This is a genomic window from Thalassotalea fusca, from assembly GCF_053485835.1.
The window spans coordinates 45,858-65,835 of record NZ_JBQRUN010000018.1 but is presented as its reverse complement, the minus strand read 5'-3'; the positions used below and the strand labels follow the sequence as shown (position 1 = coordinate 65,835).

The 19,978-nt window shown below is 40.6% G+C and carries 19 protein-coding genes; 13 read left to right on the top strand and 6 right to left on the bottom strand.

What is annotated here, in order from left to right; genetic code table 11:
* Positions 1–350: 350 nt before the first annotated feature.
* On the bottom strand, positions 351–1,979 hold the full coding sequence (locus tag ACSLUK_RS17115) for a M28 family metallopeptidase (RefSeq protein WP_448550003.1): 1,629 nt from the start codon (positions 1,977–1,979) through the stop codon (positions 351–353).
* A gap of 214 nt (positions 1,980–2,193) precedes the next feature.
* Between ACSLUK_RS17115 and ACSLUK_RS17110 the strand changes: the two genes are divergently transcribed.
* Entirely contained in the window at positions 2,194–3,243 is a 1,050-nt protein-coding gene (locus tag ACSLUK_RS17110) for an energy transducer TonB (RefSeq protein ID WP_448550001.1), read from the top strand.
* Between the two features lie 159 nt (positions 3,244–3,402).
* Here the strand turns inward: ACSLUK_RS17110 and ACSLUK_RS17105 are convergent, their stop codons facing one another.
* Complete coding sequence (locus tag ACSLUK_RS17105) at positions 3,403–3,840, bottom strand: hypothetical protein (RefSeq protein WP_448549999.1); 438 nt, start codon at positions 3,838–3,840, stop codon at positions 3,403–3,405.
* A 248-nt stretch (positions 3,841–4,088) separates the two neighbouring features.
* On the opposite strand from ACSLUK_RS17105, the gene ccoN reads away from it, so the two are divergent.
* The 12 genes from ccoN to ACSLUK_RS17045 all read left to right on the top strand — a co-directional run bounded on the left by ccoN (position 4,089) and on the right by ACSLUK_RS17045 (position 15,658).
* On the top strand, positions 4,089–5,513 hold the full coding sequence (ccoN, locus tag ACSLUK_RS17100; RefSeq protein ID WP_448549997.1) for a cytochrome-c oxidase, cbb3-type subunit I: 1,425 nt from the start codon (positions 4,089–4,091) through the stop codon (positions 5,511–5,513).
* Positions 5,514–5,523: 10 nt separating this feature from the next.
* On the top strand, positions 5,524–6,168 hold the full coding sequence (gene ccoO, locus ACSLUK_RS17095; RefSeq protein WP_448549995.1) for a cytochrome-c oxidase, cbb3-type subunit II: 645 nt from the start codon (positions 5,524–5,526) through the stop codon (positions 6,166–6,168).
* 6 nt (positions 6,169–6,174) lie between these two features.
* Positions 6,175–6,351 carry a cbb3-type cytochrome oxidase subunit 3 gene (locus ACSLUK_RS17090; RefSeq protein ID WP_448549993.1) on the top strand — a complete coding sequence of 59 codons (177 nt, stop codon included), beginning with the start codon at positions 6,175–6,177 and terminating at the stop codon, positions 6,349–6,351.
* Positions 6,344–7,327 carry a cytochrome-c oxidase, cbb3-type subunit III gene (gene ccoP / locus ACSLUK_RS17085; protein ID WP_448549991.1) on the top strand — a complete coding sequence of 328 codons (984 nt, stop codon included), beginning with the start codon at positions 6,344–6,346 and terminating at the stop codon, positions 7,325–7,327. Before ACSLUK_RS17090 ends, ccoP begins: the two co-directional genes overlap by 8 nt.
* A 155-nt stretch (positions 7,328–7,482) precedes the next feature.
* Positions 7,483–7,977 carry a FixH family protein gene (locus ACSLUK_RS17080; protein WP_448549989.1) on the top strand — a complete coding sequence of 165 codons (495 nt, stop codon included), beginning with the start codon at positions 7,483–7,485 and terminating at the stop codon, positions 7,975–7,977.
* Positions 7,977–10,361, top strand: coding sequence for a heavy metal translocating P-type ATPase (locus tag ACSLUK_RS17075; RefSeq protein ID WP_448549987.1), 2,385 nt, complete (start codon positions 7,977–7,979; stop codon positions 10,359–10,361). The genes ACSLUK_RS17080 and ACSLUK_RS17075 overlap by 1 nt, the downstream gene beginning before the upstream one ends.
* On the top strand, positions 10,358–10,558 hold the full coding sequence (gene ccoS, locus ACSLUK_RS17070) for a cbb3-type cytochrome oxidase assembly protein CcoS (protein WP_448549985.1): 201 nt from the start codon (positions 10,358–10,360) through the stop codon (positions 10,556–10,558). Before ACSLUK_RS17075 ends, ccoS begins: the two co-directional genes overlap by 4 nt.
* Entirely contained in the window at positions 10,555–11,229 is a 675-nt protein-coding gene (locus tag ACSLUK_RS17065; protein ID WP_448549983.1) for a sulfite exporter TauE/SafE family protein, read from the top strand. The genes ccoS and ACSLUK_RS17065 overlap by 4 nt, the downstream gene beginning before the upstream one ends.
* Before the next feature lie 35 nt (positions 11,230–11,264).
* Positions 11,265–11,984: a fumarate/nitrate reduction transcriptional regulator Fnr gene (locus ACSLUK_RS17060; protein WP_448549981.1), complete on the top strand. Its 720-nt coding sequence runs from the start codon at positions 11,265–11,267 to the stop codon at positions 11,982–11,984.
* Positions 11,985–12,167: 183 nt separating this feature from the next.
* The gene (gene uspE, locus ACSLUK_RS17055; protein WP_448549979.1) at positions 12,168–13,100 is read left to right on the top strand and encodes a universal stress protein UspE; all 933 of its coding nucleotides are present in this window, start codon (positions 12,168–12,170) and stop codon (positions 13,098–13,100) included.
* A gap of 120 nt (positions 13,101–13,220) precedes the next feature.
* Positions 13,221–14,159, top strand: a complete 939-nt coding sequence (gene ttcA / locus ACSLUK_RS17050; protein WP_448549977.1) for a tRNA 2-thiocytidine(32) synthetase TtcA — start codon at positions 13,221–13,223, stop codon at positions 14,157–14,159.
* Positions 14,160–14,365: 206 nt separating this feature from the next.
* Positions 14,366–15,658: an NCS2 family permease gene (locus ACSLUK_RS17045; RefSeq protein WP_448549975.1), complete on the top strand. Its 1,293-nt coding sequence runs from the start codon at positions 14,366–14,368 to the stop codon at positions 15,656–15,658.
* A gap of 19 nt (positions 15,659–15,677) precedes the next feature.
* Here ACSLUK_RS17045 and ACSLUK_RS17040 read toward each other — a convergent pair whose 3' ends face one another.
* The 4 genes from ACSLUK_RS17040 to ACSLUK_RS17025 form a co-directional block, all read right to left on the bottom strand.
* Positions 15,678–16,502 carry a glucosaminidase domain-containing protein gene (locus ACSLUK_RS17040; RefSeq protein ID WP_448549973.1) on the bottom strand — a complete coding sequence of 275 codons (825 nt, stop codon included), beginning with the start codon at positions 16,500–16,502 and terminating at the stop codon, positions 15,678–15,680.
* 26 nt (positions 16,503–16,528) lie between these two features.
* On the bottom strand, positions 16,529–17,323 hold the full coding sequence (locus tag ACSLUK_RS17035; protein WP_448549971.1) for a YciC family protein: 795 nt from the start codon (positions 17,321–17,323) through the stop codon (positions 16,529–16,531).
* A 147-nt stretch (positions 17,324–17,470) separates the two neighbouring features.
* The gene (locus tag ACSLUK_RS17030; RefSeq protein ID WP_448549969.1) at positions 17,471–18,016 is read right to left on the bottom strand and encodes a DUF1415 domain-containing protein; all 546 of its coding nucleotides are present in this window, start codon (positions 18,014–18,016) and stop codon (positions 17,471–17,473) included.
* A 3-nt stretch (positions 18,017–18,019) separates the two neighbouring features.
* Positions 18,020–19,804 (bottom strand): ABCB family ABC transporter ATP-binding protein/permease, encoded by a 1,785-nt coding sequence (locus tag ACSLUK_RS17025; RefSeq protein WP_448549967.1) that lies wholly within the window; start codon positions 19,802–19,804, stop codon positions 18,020–18,022.
* Between the last annotated feature and the right edge of the window lie 174 nt (positions 19,805–19,978).

Here is a 19,978-nt window from a genome sequence, read left to right as displayed (position 1 = left end):
ATGCGGTGGACTGTACTCTTATTAAAACCCTGCATGTGTCATCTGTTCAAATCTGACCAGGGGAGCCACATTTTAAGGCTGAGACTTGTTCTCGGCCTTTTTTCATTTCATAACCCGTGAAAAATGCGGTGGACTGTACTTTTATTAAAACCCTGCATGTGTCACCTGTTCAAATCAGACCAGGGGAGCCACATTTTAAGGCTGAGACTTGTTCTCGGCCTTTTTTCATTTCATAGCCCGTGAAAAATGCGGTGGACTGTACTCTTATTAAAACCCTGCACGAAGTTCACATAAAAAAATACCAACAAAATGTCGGTATTTTCATTCAATTTTAATCAATGATGAAATGATTATTTCATCATTGCATCTCTAGCGGCTTTGAACTCGGTACCTTCATACCAGTTTGGCCATGCAGATGAGTTAGCAAGTATGTAACCTGTTTCAAAGAACAATTGTAACTCCGCAATTAATCCTTTCCAGCCCCACTCTTCGCTATATTCATCACAAGCTTGGTGGTAACACTTAGCTACTTCCGCTTTTACACGCTTACCGATTGCAAGTTCTTCTTCATTTAACCATTGAGATCCGCCCCCTGCACTCAGAGCAGGCACACCTTTAATTGCTAAGCTAAAATGATCTGAGCGGTAGTAATAGCCACGCTCTGGCGTCAACTCAGGTGTTAACGTGCGGTTTTGGCGTTTAGCCGCTTTAGCTAAATATTTTTCCAATTCAGACTTACCATGGCCAACAACTGTCACGTCAGTTTTCATGCCAGTAATATCTAAGCTGTCCATATTAATTAAGCCAACAATCTTATCCAGTGGCATTGTTGGATTGTTCGCAAAATAACGTGAACCTAATCGTCCCTGCTCTTCTGCCGTAACTGCAATAAAGGTTACAGAACGCTTAGGCGCTTCAGATAATGCTTTATATGCTTTCGCAATTTGCATCAAGCCTGCGGTACCAGTGGCGTTGTCATGTGCACCGTTAAACACAACATTCTTGCCATCGATAACGCCCGTTCCTAAGTGATCCCAGTGCCCCATGTAAATCACATGCTCTTCTGGTTTCTCACTTCCGCGAATAGTCGCAAGAACATTGTCAGACTTTGATGACTCTACTTTGTTCTCAATTGAGATAGCCGCTTTTAGCTTCAATGGTTGCGCTTTAAAGCCTTTCTCTTTTGCCGCAGCTTTCGATTTTTCGAAGCTCATTCCAGCTTTAGAAAATAATTCTTGTGTTTTTTCGTGACTGATCCACATCTCAACATCGAGTACAGGTTCATTGCCCGCAGGAAGGTGATATTGAGCGCCCGTCCAACTGCTCTCAATAACATTCCAGCCATAGCTAGCAGGTGCTGTTTCGTGAACAATTATGGCACCTGCAGCACCTTGACGAGCAGCCTCTTCATACTTATATGTCCAACGGCCGTAGTAGGTCATCGTGTTGCCTTCAAAAATCGCCGGATCTTGTGTTGCAAATCCAGGATCGTTAACAAGCACTACAACCGTTTTCCCTTTTACATCTACATCAGCATAGTCGTTCCAGCCATACTCTGGTGCATTAATACCATAGCCAACGAAAACAAGTTCAGAATCGTTTAGCGAGATATTTGCATCCATTTTGCGGGAACTAGCGACAAAATTCTTTGGAAAGTCAAAAGCCATATCACTAATCTTCAATGTCGATGGCGTGCTAGTAATACTCACCATAGATACCGATTGCGTATAGCTTTTTCCGTTGCCTGGAGATAGGCCTAATGCTTTAAATTCATTAACCAACATACCTGTTGTTAACTTCTCCTGAGGGCTTGAAGGCTCACGACCCGCAAACTCATCAGAGGATAACGTTTTAATTTGCTGCTTAAGTTCAGCCAGATCGAAAGAATGATAAGCTTTATCAAAACTTTCATTGGCCATAGCTGTAGCGGAACTAAGTGCGAAGCACAATGCACCTAGCACTAATTTATTATTTTTCATGATATATGTGCGTCCTAGAATAGTAATTAAACCATTTTTCAATGATGTAAAATATCGCATGTAGACTACAGCTAAATGCGCGATACAGCTATAGCCAATATTAAATAAGCTAATAGTAGTGCGTTAATTATTCGATACATTTTGTCACGCAATTGACAAAAGTAGCAGCAACAATTAATGTGGCGGCAAATAATCCGTTGATCAAGGAAGCTTAATGAATTACCAATTTTCTATCTCATCAATTGCACTATTAATCTGTACAGTCGCAACTGGCAACGCTAATGAAATTAGTCTATCTAAACATATTGAAACCATTGTTCTACCAGAGCCAATCGAACGAGTGGCGCCCAAATATCCGATAAAAGCCGCGAGGGAATCTCGTGAAGGTTGGGCACGATACAGTTTCATCATTGAAAAAGATGGCAGCGTATCAAATGTGGTTGTAAATGAAACATCTGGCAGCAGTGATATGACCCGTGAAGGTTTGAGAGCCATAAAACGGTGGAAATATGAGCCTGCGATGAAAGATGGTAAACCAGTTCAACAGTGCAATAACACCGTACAAATGGATTTTAAAATGCACGGAAAGGGAGAAAAAGGTGTTTCCAGAAAATTTCGTTCACATTACCAGCGAGCAATGCAGGCTATGCAAGACAACCAACTTGATATAGCAAAAGAGCATCTTAGCAAGATAGAAAACCTCAAATACACCAATATAAGCGAACACAATTTTTATCAATTAGCTGCGCTTATGTTGGCAGAAAAGCAGCAAGATAAACACAAAGAACTCCATCACATAAATCAGATTTCGCTGAAAGGCGATTATCTTGATGATGAAATCAAACTTTCATTGTTACAGCGCAAATTTGCACTTGAACTAAACGCAAGTAAGCTAGCTAGTGCGTATAAGACCTACAATGCATTAGCTAAGAATCCGCTGGCAAAAAGTTATCTACCTGAATACGAAAAGATATTGAATGGCATTGAGGAACAGATTAGCCAAGGGAATGCAATATCCATTAAAGGCGATATACAAAAGAGTGACTTTTGGTCTCATACTTTGGTTGGCAATCAATTCTCGCTTAATGATATCGAAGGACATTTAACAAAACTTGATATTCGTTGCAAAAACAAACGCCACCTATATACAATCGAAGAAAACAATACTTGGACGCTCCCCAATGGTTGGTCGAATTGTCGTGTGCTGGTATTTGGCGAAGACAACGCTAAATTTACGCTAGTTGAAAAGCTTGCGAAGACCTAATCGTTAGGAATTTTGTGGAAAGTAATATCCGCCTCAAAAAATGAAGAAAGGCTGTATCCCTCAATAGATTCAGCCTCACGAGAAGTAACGCATAACCAATACCAAAGCTATTTATCAATAAGTTAAGATAAAAAACAAAATCAAATAATTCGCTTATGGTTAGAGGCGTTTACTCACAAAATCAACAAATCGTGTAAATTCTTTGCCGCTATTTTCATCTTTAAAAGTCAACCACATTCGCCACGTCATGGTAGGCTGGCTACAAGCACCTAACAATAATCGGGCAATATATTCATTAGCATTTTGTTCAAAAATTAGCGGAACCTTGCCCATATACATATCTTTTCCTTCTAAGTACCCAGATACAGAAACAGTAATAGATTCATTTGAACGCAATATAAGATTGAATGACGTTTCAGCTACAATTTCAGCATGATCAAACAATATAGCAAACTCACCTAAATCGGTAGAAATATGGCATGTAGATTGGCCAGAAATGCATAGTGGCGTGTCTAGTTTCACTGGTAAATCTGAGCCTTGAGTGCAGCCACTCATGAGGGATATAAAACTAACTAAAATTGTTAATATTTTGTACATTAATCCTGTCTACTTTCAGCTGCTAACGTAATAAAACACAAGTTATGGTGTCTTTTTGAGCAGTTACTCAACTTTTTTTGATTTAAAACAAATTTTACCAGATTCGCTAATGACTTTTTACCACCAAATGACTATTATTCGCGCGTATTTAAAACCACATAGGTAATTGTGTGTTTTTTAGACTATAAATAGTACTAATTTAACAAATACATCATTTGATTAATAATTATAACTGCGGAAACCATAACATGACTCAAGATAATACGTCAGCAGTTGACTACAACTTCGATGTTGTACGTCAGTTTACTGTAATGACAGTAATATGGGGAATTGTAGGTACACTCGTTGGTGTCATTATTGCCGCCCAACTAATTTGGCCAGCACTAAACTTTGAAACGCCATGGTTTACTTATTCCCGTCTTCGTCCTCTTCACACCAATGCTGTTATCTTTGCCTTTGGCACTAGCGCATTGTTTGCTTCATCTTACTATGTTGTACAGCGTACCTGTAAAACAACATTGTTTGGTGGCAGTTTAGCAAGTTTCACTTTCTGGGGCTGGCAAGCTGTAATCGTTCTAGCTGCGATCACTCTGCCTATGGGTTACACCTCAAGTAAAGAATATGCTGAACTTGAATGGCCGATTGATATCTTGATTGCGGTTGTTTGGATCAGTTATGCAATTGTGTTTTTCGGCACAATTATCAAGCGTAAAACTTCACACATATATGTAGCTAACTGGTTCTTCGGTGGTTTCATAATTACGGTTGCAGTTTTACACATTGGTAATAGTATGGTTATCCCAGTATCAATGATGAAATCTTACTCGATTTATTCGGGTGCTATAGATGCAATGATGCAATGGTGGTATGGTCACAATGCCGTAGGTTTCTTACTTACTGCTGGTTTCCTAGGTATGATGTACTATTTCGTACCTAAACAGGCTGAACGCCCGGTTTATTCTTATCGTTTATCAATTGTTCACTTCTGGGCACTTGTTTCATTATACATTTGGGCAGGTCCGCACCACTTACACTACACAGCGCTACCTGACTGGGCACAATCAGTCGGTATGGTTATGTCAATCGTACTATTCCTACCTTCATGGGGTGGTATGATTAACGGTATCATGACTTTATCAGGTGCTTGGCATAAGCTACGTCATGACCCTATTCTTCGTTTCTTAATTGTTTCTCTGTCATTCTACGGCATGTCGACTTTCGAAGGCCCGATGATGGCAATCAAATCAGTGAATGCGTTGTCTCACTACACTGATTGGACTATTGGTCACGTGCATTCAGGTGCGTTAGGTTGGGTTGCTATGGTTTCAATTGGTGCGGTATATCACTTAATCCCTAATTTATTCAATCAAGGCCGTATGTATAGTATTAAACTGATAAACATTCACTTCTGGATGCACACAGCGGGTATTGTTTTATACATAGTTGCCATGTGGATTTCAGGCGTAATGCAAGGTTTGATGTGGCGTGCAGTAAATACTGACGGTACGTTGACGTATAGCTTTGTTGAGAGTTTAACTGCGTCATACCCATTCTACTTCATGCGTTTCTTAGGTGGTTGTTTAGTTGTCGCTGGCATGGTGCTTATGGCATACAACATGTTCAAAACAATCGCAGCTGAAGACGGTAGTTTAAAGCGCGTTGAAGCGGCATAAGGAGCACAACATGATTAATAAACATGAAAAAGTTGAAAAGAGTGTTGGCATGTTTTTCCTTTTTACTATCATTGCTATCAGCATTGGTGGTTTAGTTGAAATTACGCCATTGTTCTTCCAAAAAGAAACGACGCAACCAGTTGAAAACTTACGTCCATATACTGCACTTGAATTAGAAGGCCGCGATATTTACATTCGCGAAAGCTGTAACGTATGTCATAGCCAGATGATTCGCCCTTTCCGAGCAGAAACAGAACGTTACGGTCACTACTCAGTTGCAGGTGAACATGTATGGGAACACCCGTTTTTATGGGGTTCAAAACGTACAGGTCCTGATTTAGCGCGTGTTGGTGGACGTTACAGCGATGATTGGCACCGTGCACATTTAATTGACCCACGTTCAGTCGTACCTGAGTCAAACATGCCTTCGTTCAAATGGTTAGAAACAAATGTTTTAGACGGCGAGTTAACCGCTAAAAAGTTAGAAACGTTTAATTTCTTAACAAGAAATAGAAGCCATAAAGATGAGCAAGGTAATCCTATTCCTCTTTATTCGGCCGAAGATATCGCTAAGGCAAAAGCAGCTGTTAAGGGTAAAACCGAAATGGACGCTATTATTGCTTATTTGCAATCTTTGGGCCACGCACTGAAGTAATTAACTATGGATTACGGAACGCTTAGAGGCTTAATCGCCTTATTAATTTTGGCACTATTCATCATTATTGTGATTTGGTCATACAGCAAAAAGCGTAAAGCAGATTTCGACGAAGCTGCTAACTCTATTTTTGACGAAGATCGCAAGGAAGAAATTAACAAACAGGAGACTAAAAATGTCTAGCTTCTGGAGTATTTGGATAACGGTTCTTACTTTAGGAACACTAGTAGGTTGTTACTTATTATTGCGCTGGTGTTTGAAGAACTTTGCGGGCGTTGAAGAAGGTGAATCCATGGGTCACACCTTCGACGGAATTGAAGAATTAAACAACCCACTCCCTAAGTGGTGGAGTACGTTCTTCTTAGTTACGATTATTTGGGGTTTTGGTTACCTACTTTTTTACCCAGGTTTAGGCAACTGGGCAGGCCTATTTGGCTGGAAGAGTTCAAACCAGGGCATCACAAGTATTGAAGAATCAAAAGCGTTAGCGGCTCACGCCAAAGAAAACGACTTACTTGTTCAATATGACCGTGAAGTTGCTGCTGCAGATAAACGTTATGGCCCTATCTTTGACGCATTCGCTAAGCGAGAAATCAAAGACCTAGCAACTGCTGGCGACGAAGAAGCAGTAAATGCACGTAAAGTAGGCCAACGTCTATTTTTGCAAAACTGTGCACAATGTCATGGTTCTGATGCTCGTGGTACAACAGGCTTCCCTAACCTTGCTGATAAAGATTGGCTATATGGTGGTGAGCCAGAAACTATCAAGCACAGCATTATGCATGGCCGTAAGGCACAAGGCATGATCGCCTGGGAAACAATGCTGGGCGGTGATCAAGGTGTTAAAGACGTTGCTGCGTATGTATTGAGCTTGAGTGGTCGCCAATCAGAGACTGGCTCAGCTGAAGCAGGCAAAGAGAAATTTGCAATGTGTGCAGCATGTCACGGTGATCAAGGCCAAGGTAGCTTAGCACTAGGTCTAACATTAGGTGCTCCTAACCTTTCGGATGACACTTGGTTGTATGGCGCTTCTCCACGTGCCATTGAAGAGTCAATTCGCTATGGTCGCGCGGGTGTTATGCCTGCATGGAAAGACATTTTAGGTGAGAAGAAAGTACACGTTATTAGCGCATACGTTTACAGCCTTTCGCAAAAATAATCGATTATTTAATTGATGGTATTTAAAAAGCCCTGCTGTGTTATCACAGCAGGGCTTTTTGTTTGATCTAGCCTAAATTTTGCTGCTTTTTTAATGGTGCAATTACGGCAAAAAACATATAATACGCCCACAATTTTAGACAAAAATTTTTCATAATGAATACTCCTTGGTACAAAGAGCCTTGGGCATGGCTTGTTTTCTTTTTGCCCTTCTCTGCCGTTGTTGCTGGCATTGCGACCTATATTATCGCGAACCATGAACCCGATAGCTTAGTGATTGGCGAATATTACAAGGAAGGTAAAGCAATCAATATGAAATTAGCCAAAGTGAAATTGGCGCAAAAACTAGGCATGAAGTTTCAGTTAAAATACATCGATAATACGCTAACCATCGTACCAACAGGTATCGAGAAAACCTTTCCAGTATTAAACGTGAAATTCTTTCACCCGACGTTAGCAGACAAAGACTTTCAATTGTCTTTAACACAAGATGGCAACGGTGTATTTCGTCACACGTTAGATCAAGAAGTTGCTGGCCGTTGGCACGTGACTATTTACCCTTTTGATAACCAGTGGGAAATTCAAAACAAGATAACGTTGCCTCAATCAGAATTTATTAATATTATCCCAAATCCTACTGAAGCAAACTAATGCCAACAGCCTGTTTTCATTGTGGTGAACCCGTACCCAATGGTGTTCACCTTACTTCTAATATTGAATCTATTGACCAGCCAATGTGTTGTATTGGCTGCCAGATGGTCGCCGATACCATCGTAGAAAATGGTCTAACGCACTACTATCGATTTCGCACTGAAAAAGCACCGAAAGGTGAGCAATTAATCCCTGAAGAATTGCAAAAGAAGAAACTACTCGACGAAGCGTGTCTGCAAGATGAGTTTGCCTATCAAACTGAAGAGTATAAAGAAACTATTCTAACTGTAGAAGGTATTAGTTGCGCGGCATGTGCGTGGTTAATTGAAATGCAGTTGAACAAGCTTACTGGGTTAGTTTCAATTACCGTCAATGCAACGACCCAGCGCGCTACAGTGCGTTGGTTAGAGCATGAAATACAGCTCAGCGATATCTTAATCGCCATCGAAAAAGTTGGCTACAAAGCACTGCCGTTCAAAGCCAGTGCGGTAGAAGAAGCAAATAAAGCACAAAGTAAGACCTTTATAAAGCGCCTTGGCATCTCAGGTATTCTGATGATGCAAGTAATGATGATTGCGGTAGGGCTATATTTTGGGGCGTTCACTTACATGTCGGAAAACATTGAGCTCTACCTTCGTTGGACTAGCCTAATGTTAACCACACCGATTATTTTTTACGGCGCCTTCCCCTTTTATGCTGGTGCTTATTCAGCATTAAGAGCTAAACGTTTATCGATGGACGTCCCCGTATCAATTGCCATACTGTTAGCCTTTTTCGCGAGTACTTGGGCGACAATTTCGGCCCAAGGCGAAGTCTATTTTGAATCAATCTCCATGTTCACTTTCTTATTACTTATAGGCAAGTTTTTGGAGTTTCGTGCCCGCTCTAGAGCATCTGAAGTTTCTGCAAACCTGCTAAAATTAATGCCTATGACTGCCACTAAAGTCGACGCAAACGAAGAAGTTTTTATTCCGGCTAAAAAACTCAAAGCAGGCGACAGTGTGATTATTAAGCCTGGAGAACTAATCCCCGCTGATGGCTCGATCGTTAACGGAAAAAGCCAAATTAATGAGTCAATGCTCTCAGGTGAACAATTACCCGTAACAAAAGGCATGGGTGATCTAGTATTTGCCGGTACAATTAACGGTGATGGCAACCTGATTGTTCGGGTGAAGCACGACAGCCAACATTCGTTTCTTAGTCAACTAATTAGACTAAGCGAATCAACGCAGGCACATAAGCCCAAATTAGCGCGGTTATCAGATAAAATTGCACAATCATTCGTCGCTATTATTCTACTAACGTCTATTGCTACGGCCCTATATTGGCAGCAACATTTACCTGAAGAAGCATTTTGGATAACACTTTCTGTATTGGTTGCAACATGCCCATGTGCCCTCTCGCTAGCAACTCCTACTGCCCTTACCTGTGCTACAACGCGCCTTAACCGTGATGGCATCATGATCAAATCAGGCCATGTGATGGAAACTATTCCAAAGTTAGACTGTTTCGCTTTTGATAAAACCGGTACGTTGACCTCAGGCAGCTTTGAAATTACCAATGTAACAATAATCGACGCAGGCTTCACAAAGGAGCAATTACTTGCGTATGCAGCTGCATTGGAGAGTCATTCAGAACACCCCATAGCTAAAGCATTTGCGAAACACCGTGATTTTGCATATAAGGCCAGCAATGTTCAAGTTGAAGCTGGAAAAGGGGTTACAGGTACCGTCAGTGGTGACAATGTAGCGATTGGTAAACCAACTTGGTTGTTGACCGAAAATGATATGCAGTCGTTTCAGGATGCTAACTGTATTTTGGTAATTAACAATAGGGTTTGCGCTGCGTTGTATTTAACAGACGAAGTACGCGAAGACGCACCTGCATTAATCGGTGCGCTATCTCGTGAAAATATTCGCACACTTATGGTATCAGGTGATCATTTTAAGGGTTGTGAAAAAGTGCAATCAGTCTTGAATATGGACGCAATTTATAGTGACAAAACAGCGCAAGACAAAATGACGCTTATCAAGAAAGAGCAAGATAATTATACCGTAGCGATGATAGGCGATGGTGTTAACGACACACCTGTATTTGGTGCCGCCCATGTTTCGATTGCTATGGGCAGTGGTACTGACGTCGCTAAAAGTGGTGCTGATGTTATTTTGCTCAACAATAAATTGAGTGCTATTAATACCTTACGAAACGTAGCAACACGTACAAAAAAAATAATTGTACAAAACTACTTATGGGCATTTGGCTATAATGCCATTGTATTGCCACTTGCTGTTAGCGGTTATATTACACCGTACATGGCAGTAATAGGCATGTCATTAAGTTCAATCTTAGTTGTTACCAACTCATTAAGGTTACTAAAGAAATGAGCATAATTTATATATTAATCCCAATCGCGGTATTGCTCACGGCTATCGGCATCTATTTGTTTTTTTGGGCAGTGAAATCTGACCAATTTGATGACCTTGAAAAGCAAGGTCTTAGTATTCTATTCGAAGACGACGAAAGCAATAAAAAGCCTATTAACAGTGTTGAAAATAACAAGGAAGAAGTCGATAAAAAATGAGCATTGATTGGCTGTCGGCATTTATTATTGGTTTAGTAGGTTCAGGTCACTGCATTGGCATGTGTGGTGGCATTTCAACTATGTTAACCAGCTCAGTTAAAAAAACACCCGATAGCGCACAGTCGTTCACACTAAGCTTCGGCTATCACTTGGGCAGAATCTCGTCTTATAGTTTTATTGGCGCGATTGCTGGATTAACCGGTTCACTGTCGGTTAAACAGCTCGGCTTGCCAATAATCACGCTACAAGTTATTGCTGGTATATTCTTAGTATTGCTAGGGTTTTACATTGGCCAGTGGTACATGGGCCTAACTAAAGTTGAAGCTTTAGGTAAACGTTGGTGGCGTTACTTGTCGCCTATGAGTCAAAAGCTAATCCCCGTTGATTCGTTTAAGAAATCACTTGGCCTAGGCGCTTTATGGGGCTGGTTACCCTGCGGCTTGGTCTATTCTACCTTAACCTGGTCAATTGCCAGTGGCAGTGCATTTAATGGTGCATTGATCATGTGCTTTTTCGGCTTAGGAACAATACCTGCACTTTTAACTGTTTCATTTGGCATCATTAATTTGAAGTCCTTGTTATCTAGCAAAATTTTTCGACAATGTATGGCGACAATACTCATCATTTATGGAATAATGACGCTAAATACTGCCTTGGGTATATTTCATTAAAAAACCCATGGTTTTAAAGCCAAATAAGGGATCTTATGCAAAAGCATCCATGTTCTGGTCAATCACATATTAATTGCCAAAGTTGTAGTATTAGTGAACTTTGTATCCCCTACTCGCTTAATGAAGACGAGTTAAACCGCCTTGACCAAATAATTGATCGGAAAAAACCGATTCATAAAGGTGAACAAATATTTCAAGATGGTGAACAAATGCGGTCATTGTACGCTATTCGTTCCGGCACCTTTAAAACTTATACTGTCGATGAGCACGGTGAAGAGCAGATTACAGGATTTCATCTGGCTGGTGATTTACTAGGTTTCGATGCTATTGCAAACGCGAAACACCCGAGCTTTGCTAAAGCACTTGAAACATCTATGGTGTGTGAAATTCCATTTGATACATTAGACTCATTATCAAATGCCATGCCGCAACTTAAGAAACAGATAATGCGCTTAATGAGCAATGAAATCCGCTCTGATCAGGAAATGCTCACTTTGCTCAATAGAAAGAATGCAGAGCAACGCCTAGCAACATTTCTAGCTACGCTTAGCCGTCGTTATCATGAGCGAGGGTTTTCAGCCTCAGAGTTTCGCTTATCTATGACACGTTCAGATATAGGTAATTATATTGGTCTAACGGTTGAAACCATCAGCCGATTACTTAACCGCTTTCATAAAAATGGCTTGATCAATGTTGATGGCAAGCTCATTACGATTACCGATCACGAAAAACTTGCTGAGTGTGCCGCTATGTAAGCGGTACATTCTCACTCACTATAACCTTTCATTATTAAAACCTTGTTTCTTATTGGCTAATCGTTGATCTAGCGCAAATGATCTTGACATTAATTCTTGCATGATGACTATAATTATACCAAGTTGACTAAATGCTTAGTCAAATTGCCATAATACATATTTAGCTGTCATTAGGAGACGGTCATGGAGAAATATCAGAATATTCTTGTCGTTATTGATCCGACAACTGAAGATCAAAAGGCACTGAAAAGAGCAGTAGAACTCGCAAAATGTACTAATGCGAAAATTACGGCATATCTGTGTATCTATGATTTTTCCTATGAAATGACGACGATGTTATCGGCAGATGAACGTGATGCAATGATGAAGTCTGTTATTAATGATCGCCAACTTTGGTTATCGTCGTTAATAGAAGAGATTGCACATGACGGCCTCAATATAGAAAGCACGGTCGTTTGGCATAATCGCCCTTTTGAACCCATTCTTGAACAAGTCATTTATAATGGCTTCGATATTTTGATCAAAGGTACTCACCAACATGATAAGTTGAAATCGGTCATATTCACGCCTACCGATTGGCATTTATTGCGTAAATGTCCTTGCCCAGTACTACTGGTTAAAGATCACCAATGGCCAAAGAATGGCAATATCGTAGCTGCGGTTAATGTTGGTAGTGATGAAGAAGAACATCAGCAGTTAAATAATAAGATAGTTGAAGAAACACAAAACTTAGCAAAACTAATCGAAGCAAATGGTCATCTAGTCAATTCTTATCCCGGCACGCCTGTCAATATTGCCATAGAAATTCCAGAATTTAACGCGAATGAATACAACGATTCGATGAAAAACCACCATATTTCCGCGATGAAAGAACTTGCTGAGCAATTTGATTTTGATGTTGCCAATACGCATGTAGAAGAAGGCCTTCCTGAAGATGTCATAGAAAACGTCGCCAAGAAGCTTGACGCTGAACTGGTCATTCTCGGCACTGTTGGTCGAACTGGACTATCTGCAGCACTTATCGGCAATACAGCAGAACACGTCATCGATCGGCTTAACTGTGATTTGCTCGCATTAAAACCTGATAATTACATTTCACCAGCGGCGAAAAAATAACGAGTTATTTCCATCCAAGCTACTAAGCACTTTCAGTTTGCCTTAGTAGCTTTTTACTTTTAATACCATTTAGTACGAGAGTTACGTATAATACGCGCCGAAATAAATTCAGGTATTACTATGAGCGCTCAATCAACTCTTACATCCGAACAGTTACCATTAACGCCGACCGAAAAAGTCCAGTTGGCTAAATTAGAGAAAAGGCTCCGTCGTCACGTTGGCAAAGCGATAGCGCAGTACAACATGATAGAAGATGGTGACAAAATCATGGTATGTCTATCGGGTGGTAAAGACAGCTATGCATTACTGTCGATATTGATGATTTTAAAAGAATTAGCGCCCATAAATTTTGATTTAGTAGCCGTCAACCTGGACCAGAAGCAACCTGGATTTCCTGAACATGTGCTACCAGAATACTTAAACAAACTTGGCGTCGACTATAAAATTGTCGAAGAAGACACCTATGCTATTGTAAAAGAGAAAGTACCTGAGGGAAAAACAACCTGTAGTTTATGCTCTCGTCTTCGTCGTGCGATTTTATACAAAGCCGCAAATGAGCTAGGTGCAACCAAAATAGCGTTAGGCCACCATCGTGACGACATGATTGAAACTCTCATGTTAAACATGTTCTATGGCGGAAAAATGAAAGCCATGCCTGCGAAGCTCATGTCTGACAATGGTGAACACATTGTTATTCGTCCATTGGCATTCTGCAAAGAACCAGAATTAGTGCAATACGCAAAACTTAAACAATTTCCTATTATTCCTTGTAACTTGTGTGGTTCACAGCCGAATCTGCAACGACAAAACATAAAGCAATTGCTGCAAACATGGGATCGCGACTTCCCCGGTAGAATCGAATCAATGTTCACTGCAATGCAAAATGTAGTACCTTCACACCTTTGCGACAGTGAGTTATTTGATTTCAAAGCGATCACCAAAGATTCTGCTATTGTTGCTGGTGGGGATTTAGCATTTGATCAAGAATCGTTTAAGGAATCAAAGCCTGCGACACCTGTTACCGCATTTGACTCACTGGATATCGTCGAAATTAAATAGGGTTAATGCAAGTTCATTCCGTGCGTTTGAAACATCAAACGCACGCTCCACCTCTACTCGCTACAATCTCAACAGTTTATAGAATGTAAGTTCTGGTCTTTCAATTCATGCCAATTGGTAGATTTGTATATCAAAATACTTTAGTGTGATAATCATTCTCTCTTACAAAAGCTTAGCTTCGTGCTCAAATAAAACTGACGATTAATATGCTAAATACACTATTCAAACTAGAACAACACAATACCAACGTTAAGCAAGAAGCACTTGCTGGTATTACAACGTTTTTAACCATGGCGTACATTATTTTCGTAAATCCCGCCATTTTAAGCGATGCCGGTATGGAGCACGGTGCTGTATTTGTTGCTACGTGTATTGCCGCAGCAATCGGCTGTTTTGTTATGGGGTTTGTTGCCAATTACCCCATTGCATTGGCCCCAGGCATGGGATTAAACGCATTTTTCACCTATACAGTTGTCTTAGAAATGGGATATAGCTGGCAAGTCGGTCTTGGCGGTGTATTTATTTCAGGTCTAGTATTTATCTTACTCAGCCTGCTTAATATCAGAGAATGGATTATAAATAGTATCCCTCAATCGTTGAGATTTGGCATCGCAGCAGGCATTGGTCTTTTCTTGGCGTTTATCGCCTTAAAAAATGCAGGTATTGTCGTCGACAGCCCTGCTACGCTACTGACGATGGGAGACATTAGCGCCCTACCTGCATTGCTCGCGGCACTTGGGCTATTTATCATCGTTGGCCTAGTACGACGCAACATAAATGGCGCTGTGATGATATCGATCTTAGTCATCACAACCATAGGCTTGATCTTAGGTGACATTGAATACCAAGGAATTATTTCAGCGCCTCCGTCAGTGGAAGCGACCTTTATGCAACTCGACATCATGGGTGCGCTTGAAGTCGGTATGTTGAGTGTTATATTTGCGTTTCTTTTCGTCGATTTATTCGATACGTCGGGCACTTTGATAGCCGTTGCCCAACGCGGCAATCTACTCGATGAAAAAGGCACATTGCCTCGATTAGGAAAAGCGCTATTAGCAGATTCAACCGCAACTGTTGCAGGAAGCATGTTGGGGACGTCGACCACCACAAGCTATGTTGAAAGTACAGCGGGTGTAAGCGCAGGTGGAAGAACTGGGTTAACAGCGGTGGTCGTGGGCATATGCTTCTTATTGTGCTTATTTTTTTCACCGCTTGCAGGGATGGTGCCTGCTTATGCGACAGCAGGACCTCTATTTTATGTGGCGGTATTGATGCTTGCTGGTTTAGTAAATGTAAAATGGGACGATGTGCTTGAAGCAGTGCCTGTTGCTGTAATCTGTATTACCATGCCGCTCACATTCTCAATTGCTCACGGCATTGCGTTTGGCTTTATCAGCTACAGCGCAGTGCGAATTTTCAGCGGTGAATTTAATCAAATCAGTAAGAGCGTATTAGCTCTGTCGATACTGTTTATTATTAAATTTGCGTTTTTCGCTTAGCGCCAACACATAGATAGCTTTAATTAGACAGATATTTTTGATTCTGTCTAATCATAGCTGAAATTTCTAACACGTAATCTGTACCACGCTCTGAATAAGGTAATAAACCCGTTGCCAATACTTGTGGCGACAGAGGTAATTCCTGTTCGCGTAGTTGTGCTCGAATAGAGCGAAATACCATGTACGCATTATTGGTATTGATATTGTGTACATAGCGCTGAACAGCATGTTTCACAGAAGAATATGCAGCAACTTCATGCTTTGCACCTGTATCACGACCATTAGGCACCATGCCACACCCCTTTTTAAAGCACCACATACCAAAGAAATTTAATCCAATTCGGGCAAACCGTGATGTACCCCAAGCAGATTCATTCGCAGCCTGCACCAAAATTAATGCGGAAGGTATAATGTCAACACGTACTAACAGTTCGTCTATTTGCCGCATTTGTGAAAAACGTTTATTCACTTTGTACTTTTTCACCAACTCAGCCAACAGTTGCTCTTGTGGCTGTGATAGCGCTTGGTCAAGCGACGCTACCTCTTGTATTTCAAGTATTTGCTGTCGAAGTTGTCTAATCGCATTGTTTTCCGCAACCACAGCAGGTTTAAGAAATTCAAAAAAAGTGCGTTTTTTAGTTGGAATATCGCGAATCTTAGCAAAATTCGGCAATTTAACGTTATGTAGTGGCTTTTCTGGCACTGCTTTCTTGCTCGGCGTTGGTTTGTGCGCTGACGTTAGATCAGGTGGTAGGTTATCGTCCTGATAATAAAACGGCCACAGCAACGCAACTGCACACAAGGCAACCACCGCCATTCGAAGGATGTAAAATAGGTTTTTCATGACTAAGCTATCCTATGCAACGAAAACTAAGCAGCAAAATAATTGTCGTCGCCAGCATTTCCAGAACTACTAACGCTAAGTTGCATGCCATATATTTCGCGATATAAAATCCCCTTCACATTATAAAACCAAGGAGCTAGGTAGGTCATACCAAAAATAAATAGTGCGACACCAACAACAGCCATATCTAATCTAGAAAGAAAAACAATGGGTAAAGTTAAAAGGACAAATACACCTAACAATACGCCATATATAGAAAATAGCTTAAACCATTGAAATCTCGTAGTTTGAACGCTCAATGCAATTGCTTTAAGTGGTGACATACGCTTTTCAACCACTAAAGGCAGCACTAAAGACAGTGCGACGATTAAAAATATTCCGGGCACGACAAGTAAGTTAAGCCCTAAAGCAACAAGTGTTGACGTAAGTAGCGCCGTAATGGCCACCCAACTTCCTCTACGTAGGAATGCCATGACCAATCGAGGGTGAGTTTTTATGCCAACCGCATGAAAAATCCCCATCATCTCTACGCCCACTAAAAAAGGATAAACGACTAATGTCACAATAATATTTGTCAGCGCGCTTGCTTTTTGATCTTGCAGAACATTTTCGATGCCACCGAAATTCAAGGCAACTAAAAAGGTCGTAAACATACCCAATAATAAAACAAAAACCAATCCGATATTTATGGCTAATCTGGAAGCAAGTGTAAGTTTCCACCCTTCTCTTAAAACAGCAGCAACATCAATGTGGTAGTCGCCTTTTAACGCTGATTCAATGTTACCACCAATTTGCACAACAGCTGACTTTTCTTCTGACAATGTGAAAACCTCAATATAAAATAAATTAAGCAAAGCTTATTCAATACAATCTGCGCGCTATTATACCTAATGAAATTGCAGAATGTTACTAACCAAGATCTCTTTCCTGGGCGTTGCAATTATTAGCACCTGAAAAAATGCGCGCGCTTAGGATTTTATTCGTGCTAAAAACGCAACAAAAAAATCAGTGCCCTTCTTTCTCGCTAGGTCTATATTTCGTTCAGGTATCAGTTCAGGTGAAGGATACTGAGATAATGCACGCTCGATACTTTTTTCTCGCAGCAAGTGAATCATAGGAAATGGTGAGCGATTTGTGTAATTAGCTGGGTCATCAAATGCTTCTCCCTCAAAACAATAATCAGGATGAAAACTTGCTATTTGATATACGCCTTCAAGTGATAATTCTGCTAGCAAATCGTTAGCATAGTCAACTAAATCTAAGTAAGCTTCAAATCTTTTGAACCCATCACTATAGACGATAAGCGTTGTTTCTATTTCAGGATGATTAGTTAAATAATGACACTGTAGCGCAATCTCTTCTAATGCGTTTTTTATTTGACGCTGTGTAGACACACAATATTCAATGGTGTCATTGACCAGCTCCCTTTTAGCGAACGGGCAGAAATTAAGATCGACAATGATATCTTTCAACCAAGCTTGGGTTTGTTGTTTGGGTGTTAAAGGTTGCTGCATATACTACTTACTCTTATCCGCTTGAAGCTTCCACATATTATAATACTGACCCCGCTGTTGTATAAGCGATTCATGATTGCCCTGCTCTAAAATTTTTCCTTGATGCATTACGACAATTGTATCGGCATCTATGATTGTAGACAGTCGGTGAGCAACGACAATACTAGTATGCCCTGCCGAAATTTCGCGGATAGCTTCAAGAATGGCCTGCTCTGAATGACTATCTAACGATGAAGTGGCCTCATCAAATGCTAGTATCTTAGGTTGTTTAAGTATAGTACGAGCAATCGCTACTCGTTGCTTTTCACCTCCCGATAATTTTAGCCCACGCTCACCAACAACGGTTTGAGCTCTATCAGGAAGGTTTTCGATGAATTGAGCTAGATGCGCCATTTTGGCAGCATTGTTTATTTTAATGTCATTTGCGCTCGGATCACCATAGGAAATATTGTCATATAAGCTAGTATTGAACAGCACTGTATCTTGCGGCACAACGCCAATAGCTTTTCGTAGCGAATGTTGGCTCACCTCTTTGATATTTTGATCATCAATAAAAATACCTCCACTTTCGCAATCATAAAACCTAAATAGTAACTTAACCAAAGTGGACTTTCCTGAGCCACTTTCACCAACTATGGCAACCTTTTGGCCGGGCTCCACCGTTAAACTAAAGTCTTGTATGATGGGACGCTTTTGATGATAGGAAAACGAGACAGAGTCAAATACGATTCGTCCATTTGAAACAACGAGTTCTGGCGCATCAGGTATGTCGATTACCTTAGGTTGCCGACGAAGCAACTCGAACATATGCTCAATATTAGCAAGTGAACCCTTAATTTCTCGATAAACAAATCCTAGAAAGTTTAACGGCATGAATAGTTGCATCATAAATGCATTTATTAGGACAAAGTCGCCCAGCGTCATATGCTGTTGAGTGACTTGATGTGCAGCCATAGCGAGCATCGCAGTCATAGAGATGGCGATAATCGTCGCTTGCCCCCCATTTAAAGCAAAAAGTGACAATCGGTTCTGCGATTTAGCCTTCTCCCAATCCGCCAATTGCTGATCATAAGCTTTGGCTTCGTATGACTCATTTGTGAAATATTTGACTGTTTCATAATTAAGTAAGCTATCAATTGCACGGGTATTAGACGATGAATCGGCCTTATTCGCCGCTCTTACATAGCGAGTTCGCCATTCAGTAGCAAAAATAGAATATGCAATATAAGTGGCAATAGATACAGTCGTTGTTACGGCAAACCATACACCGTAATTGAACCACAAAATACCAATAACCATCACTATTTCTAATAATGTGGGGACTATATTGAAAACCATGAATCGCATTAAGAAACTAATACCAGACGTACCTCGATCAATATCCCGCGATAAGCCACCGGTTTGTCGCGAAAGATGAAAATCGAGATCTAAAGCATGCAGATGTTGAAATACTCTTAAGCCAATTCGTCGAATGGCTCTCTCGGTAACTCGGCCGAACAAGGTATCACGTAATTCAGCAAATAAAACAATTGAAAGGCGAACAACGCCATAAGTGACGATCAGCATTATCGGCACAACCAGAGGAGAGCTTTGTGTTTCTTTATCGAGATAGTCAACGATATCTTTCAACACAAAAGGTAAATACACACTCGCCAGTTTTGTCAGTATCAGACACAATATCGCGAATGAAATGCGAGATTTAAATTCAAATAGATAGGGGATCAAAGATTTGACAACACGCCAATTAAAAGACGTTGATTCATTGTCATTATATCGACTTGCGCGCACGTAGCCTCAACTCAATTCATTTATTATCAGATTGCATTATATCACTGATTTATTATTGAATTCTTTCACAAATGCAAATGTATTAACAAAATGAAGTGATATAAATCAAAATGCCACTATCACCTTCACAGTAATAGTGGCATTGCTTTTCTGAATAGCTTAGTTAGTTTGTTT

What these genes read in the sequence shown, in the direction of transcription:
- ACSLUK_RS17115 (WP_448550003.1), bottom strand. Translation starts at nt 1,979, where the DNA reads ATGAAAAATAATAAATTAGTGCTAGGTGCATTGTGCTTCGCACTTAGT.
- ACSLUK_RS17110 (WP_448550001.1), top strand. Translation starts at nt 2,194, where the DNA reads ATGAATTACCAATTTTCTATCTCATCAATTGCACTATTAATCTGTACA.
- ACSLUK_RS17105 (WP_448549999.1), bottom strand. Translation starts at nt 3,840, where the DNA reads ATGTACAAAATATTAACAATTTTAGTTAGTTTTATATCCCTCATGAGT.
- ccoN (WP_448549997.1), top strand. Translation starts at nt 4,089, where the DNA reads ATGACTCAAGATAATACGTCAGCAGTTGACTACAACTTCGATGTTGTA.
- ccoO (WP_448549995.1), top strand. Translation starts at nt 5,524, where the DNA reads ATGATTAATAAACATGAAAAAGTTGAAAAGAGTGTTGGCATGTTTTTC.
- ACSLUK_RS17090 (WP_448549993.1), top strand. Translation starts at nt 6,175, where the DNA reads ATGGATTACGGAACGCTTAGAGGCTTAATCGCCTTATTAATTTTGGCA.
- ccoP (WP_448549991.1), top strand. Translation starts at nt 6,344, where the DNA reads ATGTCTAGCTTCTGGAGTATTTGGATAACGGTTCTTACTTTAGGAACA.
- ACSLUK_RS17080 (WP_448549989.1), top strand. Translation starts at nt 7,483, where the DNA reads ATGAATACTCCTTGGTACAAAGAGCCTTGGGCATGGCTTGTTTTCTTT.
- ACSLUK_RS17075 (WP_448549987.1), top strand. Translation starts at nt 7,977, where the DNA reads ATGCCAACAGCCTGTTTTCATTGTGGTGAACCCGTACCCAATGGTGTT.
- ccoS (WP_448549985.1), top strand. Translation starts at nt 10,358, where the DNA reads ATGAGCATAATTTATATATTAATCCCAATCGCGGTATTGCTCACGGCT.
- ACSLUK_RS17065 (WP_448549983.1), top strand. Translation starts at nt 10,555, where the DNA reads ATGAGCATTGATTGGCTGTCGGCATTTATTATTGGTTTAGTAGGTTCA.
- ACSLUK_RS17060 (WP_448549981.1), top strand. Translation starts at nt 11,265, where the DNA reads ATGCAAAAGCATCCATGTTCTGGTCAATCACATATTAATTGCCAAAGT.
- uspE (WP_448549979.1), top strand. Translation starts at nt 12,168, where the DNA reads ATGGAGAAATATCAGAATATTCTTGTCGTTATTGATCCGACAACTGAA.
- ttcA (WP_448549977.1), top strand. Translation starts at nt 13,221, where the DNA reads ATGAGCGCTCAATCAACTCTTACATCCGAACAGTTACCATTAACGCCG.
- ACSLUK_RS17045 (WP_448549975.1), top strand. Translation starts at nt 14,366, where the DNA reads ATGCTAAATACACTATTCAAACTAGAACAACACAATACCAACGTTAAG.
- ACSLUK_RS17040 (WP_448549973.1), bottom strand. Translation starts at nt 16,502, where the DNA reads ATGAAAAACCTATTTTACATCCTTCGAATGGCGGTGGTTGCCTTGTGT.
- ACSLUK_RS17030 (WP_448549969.1), bottom strand. Translation starts at nt 18,016, where the DNA reads ATGCAGCAACCTTTAACACCCAAACAACAAACCCAAGCTTGGTTGAAA.